This window comes from Terriglobia bacterium, assembly GCA_032252755.1.
GTDB lineage: Bacteria > Acidobacteriota > Terriglobia > Terriglobales > Acidobacteriaceae > JAVUPY01.
In genome coordinates this window covers 1-12,662 of sequence record JAVUPY010000018.1, presented here as the reverse complement: position 1 = coordinate 12,662, position 12,662 = coordinate 1, and the positions used below count along the sequence as shown (strand labels likewise).

The 12,662-nt window shown below is 55.7% G+C and carries 10 protein-coding genes and 1 tRNA gene; 5 read left to right on the top strand and 6 right to left on the bottom strand.

What is annotated here, in order from left to right; translation table 11 throughout:
• The first annotated feature begins 388 nt into the window (after positions 1 to 388).
• The gene (locus ROO76_03785) at positions 389 to 1,621 is read left to right on the top strand and encodes a penicillin-binding transpeptidase domain-containing protein (protein ID MDT8067266.1); all 1,233 of its coding nucleotides are present in this window, start codon (positions 389 to 391) and stop codon (positions 1,619 to 1,621) included.
• Between the two features lie 113 nt (positions 1,622 to 1,734).
• On the opposite strand, the gene ROO76_03780 is transcribed toward ROO76_03785, so the two are convergent.
• From ROO76_03780 to ROO76_03770, 3 genes are all read right to left on the bottom strand, one after another.
• Positions 1,735 to 2,298 (bottom strand): hypothetical protein, encoded by a 564-nt coding sequence (locus tag ROO76_03780; GenBank protein MDT8067265.1) that lies wholly within the window; start codon positions 2,296 to 2,298, stop codon positions 1,735 to 1,737.
• A 150-nt stretch (positions 2,299 to 2,448) separates the two neighbouring features.
• Positions 2,449 to 3,195, bottom strand: a complete 747-nt coding sequence (locus tag ROO76_03775; protein MDT8067264.1) for an ABC transporter ATP-binding protein — start codon at positions 3,193 to 3,195, stop codon at positions 2,449 to 2,451.
• A gap of 181 nt (positions 3,196 to 3,376) precedes the next feature.
• Entirely contained in the window at positions 3,377 to 4,759 is a 1,383-nt protein-coding gene (locus tag ROO76_03770; GenBank protein MDT8067263.1) for an efflux RND transporter periplasmic adaptor subunit, read from the bottom strand.
• Positions 4,760 to 5,192: 433 nt separating this feature from the next.
• Here ROO76_03770 and ROO76_03765 point away from each other — a divergent pair, with 433 nt between their 5' ends.
• The 4 genes from ROO76_03765 (at position 5,193) to ROO76_03750 (ending at position 9,374) form a co-directional block, all read left to right on the top strand.
• Positions 5,193 to 6,914 (top strand): GWxTD domain-containing protein, encoded by a 1,722-nt coding sequence (locus ROO76_03765; GenBank protein MDT8067262.1) that lies wholly within the window; start codon positions 5,193 to 5,195, stop codon positions 6,912 to 6,914.
• A gap of 52 nt (positions 6,915 to 6,966) precedes the next feature.
• Entirely contained in the window at positions 6,967 to 8,655 is a 1,689-nt protein-coding gene (locus ROO76_03760; protein MDT8067261.1) for a carboxypeptidase-like regulatory domain-containing protein, read from the top strand.
• A 228-nt stretch (positions 8,656 to 8,883) separates the two neighbouring features.
• A tRNA-Phe gene (locus tag ROO76_03755) sits at positions 8,884 to 8,959 on the top strand.
• A 94-nt stretch (positions 8,960 to 9,053) separates the two neighbouring features.
• Positions 9,054 to 9,374 (top strand): hypothetical protein, encoded by a 321-nt coding sequence (locus ROO76_03750; protein ID MDT8067260.1) that lies wholly within the window; start codon positions 9,054 to 9,056, stop codon positions 9,372 to 9,374.
• A gap of 118 nt (positions 9,375 to 9,492) precedes the next feature.
• On the opposite strand, the gene ROO76_03745 is transcribed toward ROO76_03750, so the two are convergent.
• The 3 genes from ROO76_03745 to ROO76_03735 form a co-directional block, all read right to left on the bottom strand.
• Positions 9,493 to 10,623, bottom strand: coding sequence for a recombinase family protein (locus tag ROO76_03745; GenBank protein ID MDT8067259.1), 1,131 nt, complete (start codon positions 10,621 to 10,623; stop codon positions 9,493 to 9,495).
• 240 nt (positions 10,624 to 10,863) lie between these two features.
• A complete protein-coding gene (locus ROO76_03740) occupies positions 10,864 to 11,244 on the bottom strand; it encodes a helix-turn-helix domain-containing protein (GenBank protein MDT8067258.1) in 381 nt (126 codons plus the stop codon).
• Between the two features lie 426 nt (positions 11,245 to 11,670).
• On the bottom strand, positions 11,671 to 12,228 hold the full coding sequence (locus ROO76_03735) for a PadR family transcriptional regulator (protein MDT8067257.1): 558 nt from the start codon (positions 12,226 to 12,228) through the stop codon (positions 11,671 to 11,673).
• Positions 12,229 to 12,662 lie beyond the last annotated feature (434 nt).

Below are 12,662 nucleotides of genomic sequence, written 5' to 3'. Positions count from 1 at the left end.
TGTCCGATAACCGTACGATCACAGAAACGGAAAAAGAGGTGCGAAATGGGTTCTCAAGGGCGGAAATTCACAGGGATTTGGACGATGAACCAGAGGTGTAACGGGGGTGGTTACGGAAGATGTAAATGTCGCTGCACCTTTTCAGGGGATGCGTGACCAGGGCTTGGGCATGGGCGCGGCAACGAATTCGCAACTCACACGTAAGTAGCTGCATCAGTTCAGGATGAGGACAATTCCAGTCGAAGCACTGGGAGATTTCTTATTGTTTTCACAATAGGAACTCTCGTACTATCCCGTTGGTTACTAACCAACTAACAGCGAACGGGAGTAGTCTCGTTTTGAGAGTTGGCTGGTTGTGTGCAGATATCTCCTCAGGCCAAAGGTAGTCATGACACGACGTTTGCTCCCTATCGCCCTTTTTTCCGTGCTGGTGTCGCTGTTCTTGACCAGCGCGTTTGCCGCTTCGGTCTCCACCAAGCGTTACAAGAAATCATCGCAGAAAGTTGCCGAGAGCAAGAGGGCGAAGAGACGTATCAGCCATCTGCGACACAGCCGAACGGTGGCGAGAGCGACGGCAGTTCGCACGAGGCGCCGGGTAGTGTCGCGACGCTCGCGGCGGCATCGCTATTATGAGCGCTTCACGGCGAGTTCGTTCACGAATCAGAACCTCGGAGCGGGTGATGTGACGGCCGGAGAGGACCCGGTAGTTCGCGCGGCGGCGATCGAGGCGCTGGGCAATTACAACGGGACGGTGGTCGCCATTAATCCGTCGAATGGACGGATACTGGCGATGGTAAACCAGAAGCTGGCGCTCTCGCAGGGTGCGACGCCATGTTCGACGATCAAGCTGTCGGTGGCGCTGGCCGCGCTGAGCGAAGGGATTGTAACGAAAGACACAAAGGTTTCGCTGGGCAAGCACTGGTCGATCGACATGACCCAGGCGCTGGCACACTCGAACAATGCGTATTTCGAGGCACTGGGCCGCAAGCTTGGTTTCGAGCGAGTGCAGCGCTACGCGCACGAATTCGGACTGGGCGAACTGGCAGGGTATGACATTCCGGGCGAGCACCTGGGAACGTATCCCGATGAGGTTCTGCCGGCGAAGTTGGGCGGCGTAGGCAGGATGTGCTCGTTTGGAGAAGGGGTTTCGATGACGCCGCTGCAACTTGGCGCGATGGTTGCAGCGATGGCGAACGGCGGCACGCTTTACTACCTGCAGCATCCGACGACACCGCAGCAGATCGCTAACTTCCAGCCAAAGGTGAAACGGTATTTGAACATCGCTCCGCTGCTCCCGGAGGTTCAGCCGGGCATGATGGGAGCGGTGCAATACGGAACGGCGCGCAGCGTGCGGTACAACTTCAGCGAAGAACAGATTCTCGGCAAGACAGGCACCTGCTCGAAGGCGGGGACACGCTTCGGATGGTTCGCGTCATACGCGGACACGCAGTTCGGACGGATCGTGACTGTGGTCTTCCTGGAAGGTGGCCGTCCCACGTTTGGGCCGAAAGCGGCGGAGATCGCCGGGAAGATGTATCGCGACCTGTATGACCACAGCTATTTCGCGGAACGCGCGTCGGTGAAGAACTCGGACGGGAATGCGATAGGGGCGACGCAGTAGAGCGCTATTCGCCGATAGCAAAAGCTTAGGCCTCCTGAAAAGGGGGGCCTAGTTCTTTAGAGCCCGTGCCCTCGGGCGATCGGATTATCGTTCCATTGAGCACCACGCCGATGCTATCGATCTCCTTTCGATGCTATCGCCGCTGGTGGTGCTTCGAGGGCTTGGATCGCGTGCGTTAGATGAAATCTGTCGAGGTCGGATGTTGTCGAGGCGAGCTGTTCTTTCATCCACGCAAGGGCGGCGGTCTTGGAGACGTGAGGGGAAGTGGGGTCGAGGCTTGTGATCAGGATGTTGTCGTCGACCTCCCTGGTCTGGAAGGTCACGGTTTCGGTGCCGGTTGTGGGGGAGTAACCGGTGGCATGGTCATAGCGGCCAATGACTAAATAGGTCACGTTGACATCCCACGAGACGTTTTTCGGGTCGTGTTCACCGATCTGATATCGCGAAACGATAACGATGGCGGGCGAGTCGGGATTCTGTTTAAGGCTCGTTAGCGATTTGTACTTATCCCATCCGTTATCCGAAAGGCGATAGCCCATGAAATCCTGGCGGCACCAGGAGCCGACTGTGCGGCGTTGTTCGGCGTAGATGTCTTCGGGATTGCGCAGATGCAGTTGGAACTGCGCGAGCAGCGGGGTGGAGAGCAAGATAAATAAGAGAACGAATCTTGGCCGCATGACAATTTCAGAGTACTACGAAGTTGGGGGCCAGAAGGAAAGGAAGAAGGGCAGGCACCGTGGTGATCGAGAAATCGTGTGATCGGAAACAGAAACGCCCCGCCCTGCCAATAGAAGCTGGGATCGGCCACGGAATCCAACTACGAAGAACTAGTTCTTTGCCCGGGCGGTTTTGTGGTCGCCTGCGACTACGCCGTCCTTGATGTTGATGACACGGTGCGCGTATTCGGCGATGTCGTGTTCGTGGGTAACCAGGACGATAGTATTCCCTTCGGACTGAAGGCGGTCGAAGAGCGCCATAATCTCGACGCCGGTCTGTGAATCGAGGTTGCCGGTGGGTTCGTCGGCGAGAATGATGGACGGGTTGTTGACAAGGGCGCGGGCGATGGCAACGCGCTGGCGCTGTCCGCCGGAGAGTTCGTTCGGCTTGTGAGACATGCGGTGCCCCATGCCGACCTCCTCGAGAGCTTCCTTGGCGCGGGCGAGGCGTTGTTCGGACGGCATGCCGGCGTAGATCAGCGGCAATTCGACGTTGTGCAACGCTGTGGCGCGGGCGAGCAGGTTGAAGGTCTGGAAAACGAACCCGATTTCCTTGTTGCGAATATGAGCAAGTTCGTCGTCGTCGAGTGAACTCACGAGTTGACCGTTGAGCCAGTAATTGCCTTTGCTTGGCGTGTCGAGGCACCCGATGAGGTTCATCAGCGTGGATTTTCCGGAACCGGATGGCCCCATGATGGCGACGTACTCGTTGCGCGCGATCTGAAGATTCACACCTCGGAGAGCGTGGACCTGCTGTTCGGAACCCATGTCGTAGGTCTTCCAAAGGTCCTCGGTGCAGATCATGCAATTTGTCGGTGGTACCTTGAGTTCTGCCGTGCTCGCAGTTTGCGTCGCCATTCGTGACTCTCTCAGGGCTGAGGCCCTCTTTTTTCCCGGTTTAGGTACGGCAAAAGCCGTACCCTTCTAAAATCTGTTCTGCTCAACCTACTCACTGCCGCCGATGTCTGGAGCGAGAAACGACGTCCGTCTTCTATGTTTCTACGTCAGCCGCCAGTCGTTCGTTCCGTTAAATTGCTAACTACTCTTCGATCGGCTTCGGCGCGGAGTTATTTATTTTGACGCTGGCGCCGTTGCGCAGCGTGCGCAGCACCTTGTAGCTGCCAGTGACGATCTCGTCGCCCTCTTTTAGCCCCTTGGTTACTTCGATGTCGGTGGTGCCAGTAATGCCGGTCTCGACGGGCACAAACTGAGCCTTGCCGTTGCGAATGACGAACACGCCCTGGATCTCTTCCTTGGCCTTGGCCTGCTCCTCGGGAGTGGTTGGAGCGGCAGCCTGCACGGCGGACTTGTCTTTGCTCTTCTTCTCGAGTTCGCTACGCTGGCGGATGGTCAGGGCCTGGATCGGAATTGTGACCACGTTTTGACGAGTGGCGGTCGTAATTTTCGCGGTGGCGCTCAGACCGGGGCGAAGATTGGCCGGGGGATTCTCCAGCGTGATCACAACCTTGAAGTCTTTAGCTTCCTGGCTGCTTCCGGTAGTCTGTGCGGTAGAAACGCCAGTCGAACGCAGGATGGCATTGTCTCCTATCTGAGTAACGACGCCCCGAAACTTCTTCTTCGGGATGGCGTCGATGGAGACTTCGGCCGGCTGATCGAGTTTTACGTTGACGATATCGGTTTCATCTACCTGCACTTCAGCGGTGATGACGCCCATATCGGCAACGGTCATCAGGGTGGATCCGGGCGAGTTCTGAATGCCTACAACAACGGTTTCGCCTTCGCGAACAGGGAGGTTCGTCACGGTGCCGTCGAAGGGAGCGAGATATGTGGTCTTGCTGAGGGCGTCGTCGGCCCGCCTCAGAGATGCCCGGTTCTGGCTGATGTGTCCCTTAGCAGACTCAAGTTGTGCCTGCGCCTGAGCGACGCGGGCCTTAGCCTGTTCGAGGCCGGCGACCGAGGTCTCATAGGCTGCCTTGCGGGTTTCGAAATCAGACCTGGGAATGAGCGCGTCTTTCAGGAGCTGCTGTGCGCGCCTGTAGTCCAAACTCTTCTGCTCGAGGTCGGCTTTGGCACGGTCGAGATCGGCGCGGTTGGTGTTCACCGCGGCGACGGCGGCTATATAGTCCTTCTGCGAAGCATCCAGGGACGCTCGAGAGGCCTGCACGTCGGATTCGGGTTGTACGTTTTCGATCTGAGCAAGCAATTGGCCTTTCTTTACGTGGTCGCCTTCCCTCACGTAAATCTTCGTGATCTTTCCGAAGGCGTTAGCGCCAATGTTGGCATAAGTCTTGGGCTTAATCTCTCCGGAAGCGGTGACCGTAGATGCCAGGTCGAGACGCGCGACCCTTCCTGTCTGAACTTCGACTACACCCCTCCGCGCCAACTTAACAGTCACTGCAACCACGATCCCGAGCACAGCCACAACACCGACGCCTATGAGTACCTTTTTCGATGTAGTCATTACTTCCTCAACACCGGGGGAATCATTACGCGCACTGCTAGCATGACCTTCCGCCCGTTCTGTTATGTATACGGAATCAGACGTTTGAAAGTTGCATCGGAAAGCAGGAAGAACCGCAACGCCCGATCTCTTTGCGAGCTCCGATGATCCTGCGGAACCTTACGGAGCCGGCGGGAGCCATTCTGGGCCCCTTCCATTATAGACACCGGAGCTGTTGTTTCCAGAGACAAATGTCACTCATGGGCGGTACTGGTGAGGCACCAAAATGGCGAAACTTGGGTGCGTGAGCAGGGTTTTTAAAAAATGGTGTAGTCCGTGAACTCTCTGATTTTGCAGGAGAAGACCACAAGAAGCGGCGACGCCACTCCTTGCTTTGTGGTGCCTGAAAACTTACAATCTTTCCCAGCTATCAGTGTCCCAGGAGTCAGTCCTCATGCGGTTCGCGAAGATACGTTTTTTATTGGTACTAGCAGTTAGTCTCATTCTATCCACCGGGAGTCTTTGGGCTCAGGATAAGACCGCGGACGGCAAGGACAAGAAGGACGCGCAGGATGCATCGGCCCAGCAGGAGCAGGACCCACTCAAACGCCCTCTGACGGAAAAGCAGAAAAAGCAACAGGCCAAGAAGCTTTACCAGGAGTTGAGCAAGACCTACAAAACGTGGCTCAACGAAGACGTGGCATACATTATTACGCCGGAAGAGCGGCAGGCTTTCCTGCAGTTGTCGAACGACGAGGAACGGGACCAATTCATCGAGCAATTCTGGCTGCGTCGCGACCCCACCCCGGATACTCCAGAAAACGAATACAAGGAAGAGCACTATGCCCGCATCGCATACGCAAACGAACATTTCGCTGCGGGTATTCCGGGATGGAAGACGGACCGCGGGCGCATTTACATCATGTACGGAAAGCCCGACGAGATCGACTCGCACCCGAGCGGTGGCTTGTATAACCGCGACATCAGTGAAGGCGGTGGCACAACATCCACTTATCCATTCGAGGACTGGCGTTATCGTTATATCGCGGGGATCGGGAACGAGGTCATCATCGAGTTCGTCGATAAGTGCATGTGCAACGAGTACAAGCTGTCGATTGATCCCAACGAAAAAGACGCTCTGCTGAACGTTCCGGGTGCAGGCCTGACGACAGCCGAAGAGATGGGCTTGTCGAACAAGTCGGATCGCATCCTGGGAACGAATCAGAATTACGGCAATCATGGGATCAACAGCACGACTGGCGGAGACGAGTTCAGCCGTATCGAACTGCTGGCGAAATTGAATACGCCTCCGCCGGTGAAGTTCAAAGACCTGGAAGAAGTGGTCACGCACAAGATCCGCACGAACATGATGCCGTTTGACGTGCGCACTGACTTCGTGCGCGTGACCAGTGACACGGTTCTGACGCCGATCACGATTCAGATGAAGAACAAGGACATCACCTTCGTCGATAAAGACGGTGTCCAGCGCGGGACAGTGAATATCTTCGGGCGGTTGACGACGATATCAGGCAGAGTCGCGCAGACATTCGAAGATACGGTCCAGGTGGATGTCCCAGCCGAGTTGCTGCCGAGGACGATTGAGAACTCTTCGGTTTACTGGAAGGCACTGCCGTTGAGGCCGGGCATGTACAAGCTGGATGTGGTGCTGAAGGACGTCAATGGCGACCGGACCGGCTGGTACAGCAGAGGAATCCGTGTTCCGGAATACAATGAAGACAGGCTCTCGAACTCTTCGCTGATCCTGGCAGACTTGATGGAGAAAGTAGCTGCCAAGAATGTCGGCACGGGCAGCTTCGTAATTGGACAGACGAAGGTGCGTCCGAGAGTAGAACCTGCTGACGGAAAACCTGCAACATTTAAGCGGAACCAGAGTCTTAACTTGTGGATGCAGGTCTACAACCTGGCCATGAGCGACAAGACGAAGCGGCCGGACGCTACGTTCGAATACGATATTGTTAACCAGCAGACCAACAAATCAGTGCTGCACGTGGTAGAATCCACGGCTCAGATGGTGAATCCAGGCGAGCAGGTCACTCTGGAAAAAACCATGGCGCTCAATAGTTTAGACCCAGGGCTCTACCGCTTGACGGTCAAAGTGCACGATAATGTATCCGGTCAGGATATCTCTCCGGCGGCGAGATTTGCCGTAGAGTAGCCAGGGCTTCCGGACGTTGTGTTTGGGCATCATTATTAGGCAGGAGATTGCGATGGTGCGCAGGCTCGGATTGCTGCTGATAGCAATGACGATAGCGGCAGGTGCGTCCGCCGCCGTTAATCCGGGTGTGATCTCCGGGTACGTGAAGAACTCCGCCGGGGTGCCCCAGATGGGCGCAACGGTAGAGGTGCTTTCGCTGGCCGCGCCGATCATCGCGAGAACCGACGCCGATGGTCACTACACGTTGAGAGGACTGCTGCCCGGTCTCTACGCAATCAAGGTTACTGCTCCGTCGTTCCTGCCCTCGATCCGAGAGAAGATTAACTTGCAATCCGGCTCCAGCATGGTCGTCAACGTCACGTTGAACACCTTGTTCGAGGCCATCAACCTCCTGCCCAAAACGAGTTCCTCGCCGGAAGACCAGGACGACTGGAAGTGGACTCTACGTTCGATGGCGAATCGTCCAGTGTTGCGTCTCTCCGATGATGGGCCGCTCGTAGTTGTTTCTGATTCCGATAACGAGAACGACAAGGTATTGAAGGCCAAGGTGTCGTTCATGGCCGGCAGCGATGGCGAAGCCTACAGCACGCCGGAAATGGCGACGAACTTCGCGATCGAGCAATCAATCTTCTCGACGGGAACGCTGGGATTTGACGGCAGCGTTGAGACGGGCACGACGACGCCTTCGGCTATTTTCCGCGCCTCATTCAAGCATCGCATGGATAACGGTTCGGAGCCGGAAATCGCGATAACGGCACGGCGCTTTGTGACACCGCAACTGGTTTCCGGGCGCTCGTCCCTGCAGGCGCTGGCGATGTCAATGTCAGACTCGACGACGATCGGCAGCGCGCTCGAGTTGAACTACGGAAGCGAACTGCAGACGATCCAGTTCATTGGGACAGCAACGGCATTCCGGCCATTTGGATCGGCGGACCTGCATCTCGGCAAGAACACGATTGTCGAATACCGGTACGAGAGTTCGGTGCCGAACATGCGGCACGTGAAGGGCTTCGATTCGGCGCCGATGGATCTGAGCGAATCAGGACCACGTGTGAGCCTGGTCGATTCGCGACAGGCGATTGAGCGGGCACACCACAATGAAGTGTCAGTCACTCATCGCTTCGGAAAGAATACCGTTGAGGCCGCTTATTACTCGGATCGAATCGAGAATCCGGTGATTACCGGGGTTTCCGACCAATACTGGGGCGATGGGGACGTTCTGCCGGATATCTACGGCGGTACCTTTAACTACAACGGTGGCGAGTTGAATACGCGCGGCATGCGCCTGGTGTACCAGCGCAAACTGACGGACAAGATCAGCGCAACCCTGGACTATGCGACGGGCGGCGTGCTGGCATTGCCGGGTGAAGGCTGGGCGTTGGCGGATGTCCGAGACGGACTACGCACGGAACGGCGTCACGCGCTGGCGGCAAAGGTTTCGGGTCAGGTGCCGGGATCGAACACCCGGTGGATCGCGTCTTATCGATGGACGAGCGGAGATGCGCTTACGCCGGTGGATCTGTTCAACGTGTCCCCGGGACAGACGGATCCGTTCTTCAATGTCTTCGTTCGTCAACCGATACCGGGGTGGCATTTCATTCCAACTGGGATGGACGCGTTGATCGACATTCGTAACCTCATGGCGCAGGGCTATCATCCGGTGATGGGCCAGGACGGCCAGACGGTGTACCTGGTGCAAACAGCGCGGTCGATCCGCGGCGGAGTATCGTTCACGTTCTAGGAATAGGGTAATCGGCTCATCAGGAAATTGGGGAAAAAGCGAGCAGGGATGATTCCCTGCTTTTATTTTTGGGTTGCAAGAATCGGATGACTTTGGCATCTCGACATCTGGGCAGTCGCCAGCGTTTGGATTGGCTGCGGGGCTGCTGGTATAATTTCGTTGTTCCAGTGGCAACGGAAGTTTTCGGCGATGCCGTTCAGCATCGCTTCCCGCCCAGCCTTCAGGAATGGCCAGGTAGCTCAGCTGGTAGAGCAGCGGACTGAAAATCCGCGTGTCGGCGGTTCGATTCCGTCCCTGGCCACCACCCAAATAACACCTTTTTGATTTGGCAAAAGCTCCCAGTCTCCTTCGACTTCATAGTGCCAACCGTCTGGGGTTTCCTTTGGCGTAAGTACTAGTTGAGTCATGTGCTTGGCGAGCTCACGTTTTGCGCGCACCATGCCATAGGTCTGACAGAACAGGCTCTTCATGTCCAGGCATCCCTTTGTCACGTAGTCCCGCACCTCGGCAGTTGCGATCCTGATGTCCGGCATCTTGAGCGTATCGATTTGGCGTTGAAGGTCGGCGGCGGAACGCTCGGCAATATCAAGGCGCTTGAGAAGCGCAGTCGAATGCCCAGCGGCAGCAATGGCGTCAGCGACACGTGCAGCCTCGTCGTTAAATCGGTCACGTTCTTTCCGCATATCAGCAAGAGCATTGGCGTACTTGCCTTCCTGTGACTCCATCACGGCAATCTGCTTCTTCAACTCCTTCTCGAACAGTTCAACGGCATAGGCACACATCTGCGGTGTGAGGATGTTCAGTTCGAGGAAGGACAATAGCTGCTCCTCTAGACGATCAACACGGATCATTACGGAGTTGTTGCACGTTCCCCGAAACCTGTAGTTCGGACATCCGTATTTCTTGTACGCACGCAGTTCCTGACGCGATGACAAGCTTTGCTCCGCATTCGCCACAGACCAGGAATCCGCTGAAGAGATACTGTTGATGCTTGGCTACGCCACTCGCACCAGCACTAGCGAAGGCAGCGTTCCTTTCCCGGAGCCGTTCCTGAACTGCGACCCACAAGTCTTCCGGTACAATACGCCACTCCGGAACATCCACTCGCTTCCATTCCGACTCCGGCCGCGGCCTACTGACCTTCCGACCGGTCTCCGGGTTGCGCTCTTTTCGAGTACGGTTCCAAACATGAACCCCGTGGTAGCGCTCATTGTGAAGCATCTCGAAGATCGAAGATGTACACCACGAGCGCTGGCGGTTCTTACGCGACGGCATCGGAGAAAGTACTCCTTCGCCGTTCAACGTCTTTGCGATGCGGGCGTAGCTCATCCCCTCAGCGGACATCTTGAAAATTCGCCGGACGATTGCAGCTTCGACCTCGTTGATTTCGAGGCGGACACCGATCACAGCGCGACGACCGTACTTGGCGAGCTTCGATGGATCTTCGATTGGCACATTGCGATATCCAAAGCAGCGGCCACCAGAAACTAAACCCTTTAGTACGCGGCCTTCTTGACCACGATGAACTTTATCAGCCAGTCCCACAAGGAATTGTTCGTCCATCATTCCGTGCAGGGTCAACAACTGACGAGCGGATTTATTCTGAGAGTCTATGCCCTGGCTGATTGCCACGACATGGACGCCATTGAACTCGAGGATCTTGACGGTGCGGAGAGAATCCTCGACATTGCGCGCAAATCGTGAAGTATCGTCTACCAGCAGGCGGTCGAAGGGGCGCGGATTTTGCTTCGCCGCCTCTACGAAACTTTGGAGGGCATCCCTGCCTGCGAGAGATGCTGCTGTAATTGCGCGGTCTGAGCGGACAAACTCGTCCACAACGATCCATCCGTCTTGCCGGCTCGCATATTCTCGGCACATACGGATCTGATCTTCGATCGAGGTATCTCGCTGGAGGTTAGAGGAGTAACGAGCATAGATTGCGCAGCGCATCACGTCGGGATTATTCACCCTTCTCCTCTTTTTGCAAAGACCTCTCAGCGAGGTACTTCTCGAGAAGTGTGGGCACAACAACATTCTCGATCCAACTGCGGACCAACATCTCCACCCGGTTTTGCGTAGTCCGGGCGACCAAGACGGAGAGATGCCTCCTCGACGAATTTCTTGAACTTCGACGCTTAGAACACATTTATTTCTACCGGATTCAAAGATCGGGACCTCTAGCTGCCCGATTCCAAGCACGGATCTGGTTTAGTGGGTTCGGCCCACCGCCGCGTAGCGCGCCCGCAGAAGTTCGTTCTCCTCCGGACACGGCGCCTTTGTAGTCCACCTCCGTTCTGTTACTGGTTGAGAATTGCATCCGTGGTCGCTTGCGCCAAAGGGTTGAGCCACTTTTATCGCATGGTCTAGCCAAGCCTCGAGTTCGGACACGAGAAAACGCCAACCCTGTCGGTCACGGTCGTTCATCGGTTGAGCCGGAATACGGCCTTCTTCGGCCCAGCAATGAACAGTCACGAGATCAACGCCGAGGAATTCAGCGGCTTTCTCGGCGTCCACGTAATACTCCCAGTAGACTTCGCTGTCTTCGGGAGCGGGGTTGGGATTGGAACTGGACTGCATCTCAGAGTTCATAGGGACCTACTTCTTCCACTGACCAAAGATCGATCGCATCGTATGCATTCCGGAGTTATCGATACAGATTGCTTCGGGACAATGGACTTCATTGGATTCAATTGCGGCTGCGATGCGCCTTGGGACGATTTCTCGGTCGCTGGTTCCAGTTCAGAACTGCACACCGATGGCTAATCGCGCTGTTGTTCCAGGACACCTCCTTCGCAAGTTTCAGGTTTGCATGGCGGACGGGAACTTCCAAATAGTCAGGGCAGGAAAATCGTATTGAGCACTGAATTTTCCCTATCTAAGGCAGTGTTGCGATTTCTTGGAGTGGCTCACTTGGAACGGTGCCACACTTCGGCCGTCTACTTATAAAGTATAGACACGCCGGGAAGGATGAGAATGTGTGCGCCGCGAATGAGTGATTGAATCTGGAGTATAGAGTCAGCTTCTTTTCTTCTTCTTTTTTGTTTTTGCCGGTTCATCTCGTCCAGACTTAAGCAGTTCTTTCGCGAGTAACGCGATCTCATCCGCTGCTGCCATCAATCTACGGGACTCAATCCGGGCTCGGAGAGACCGGAAAGCGTCATTTTTAACCCACCCATCCGGCCCACCAAAGCGTTCCGCCTCTGATTTGAGACTGTTCGCGCGCGCGTGAAGGCGATTGCCGGCTTTCGAGAGGTACTCGGCGGCTGCCTCGGAAGTACCGTATTGTCGTGCAAGATAGGTGATCCGGAGAATCGAATCGAGATCAGTGGTTTCTTCAGTCAGTTGCTCCCGCCATTCGCGCTGAAGTAGTCTCAGGCCTTTCGAGGTCAGCAAATAGCGACGGCTATTGCGAGACTGCGGTTCGGAACCTTTGATAAGTGATTCGGATTCTAGTCTGGCCAGGGCAGGAACGGTGCTCCCCAGCGAGAGTCCAGCCCGCGAGTTCAGTTCGTATGGGGTCGCAACCCCGTTACGAACGAGACTGAGAATGTACAGTTCGAGGTTGGTTTTCATTCAATGTTCTTTCGATAAGTGACCGGATTCTAACAGAAGAGATTCTCTGTAATCGTGGTTCGGATCGGGCAGTTGCTGTACCATCCCGTCAGGGATAGGAGATAGTCGGTCGGTGAGGTTGCTGTATTCTTTCTTGGGATCATCCCTCGTCGGGATGTCGCCTAAGCTCCTACTGGAAGCGTGAAAAACAGCTGTTTTGGTCTTCGGTGACGAGATTCTTCTGACCCCACTTTCGGTTCCCGCTGAAAAGAAAAATCCAGACCTCTCGGGCCGGTTCCCGGCCTGTTTGCCGGGGGGGGCGGGCGGGGGATCAGGAAGGCGCTCCATTCACTTTTACGAAGCGGAACGATACTACCTTACGAGCAGAGACTCTATTTGCATTCGGGGTCATGACCACCTCATTGCCGAAAGGTATGTATGGACTACGAAACTGC

Coding starts and splice junctions, on each gene's coding strand:
- ROO76_03760 (MDT8067261.1), top strand. CDS start 6,967: ATGGTGCGCAGGCTCGGATTGCTGCTGATAGCAATGACGATAGCGGCA.
- ROO76_03780 (MDT8067265.1), bottom strand. CDS start 2,298: ATGCGGCCAAGATTCGTTCTCTTATTTATCTTGCTCTCCACCCCGCTG.
- ROO76_03740 (MDT8067258.1), bottom strand. CDS start 11,244: ATGAACTCTGAGATGCAGTCCAGTTCCAATCCCAACCCCGCTCCCGAA.
- ROO76_03775 (MDT8067264.1), bottom strand. CDS start 3,195: ATGGCGACGCAAACTGCGAGCACGGCAGAACTCAAGGTACCACCGACA.
- ROO76_03735 (MDT8067257.1), bottom strand. CDS start 12,228: ATGAAAACCAACCTCGAACTGTACATTCTCAGTCTCGTTCGTAACGGG.
- ROO76_03785 (MDT8067266.1), top strand. CDS start 389: ATGACACGACGTTTGCTCCCTATCGCCCTTTTTTCCGTGCTGGTGTCG.
- ROO76_03770 (MDT8067263.1), bottom strand. CDS start 4,759: ATGACTACATCGAAAAAGGTACTCATAGGCGTCGGTGTTGTGGCTGTG.
- ROO76_03765 (MDT8067262.1), top strand. CDS start 5,193: ATGCGGTTCGCGAAGATACGTTTTTTATTGGTACTAGCAGTTAGTCTC.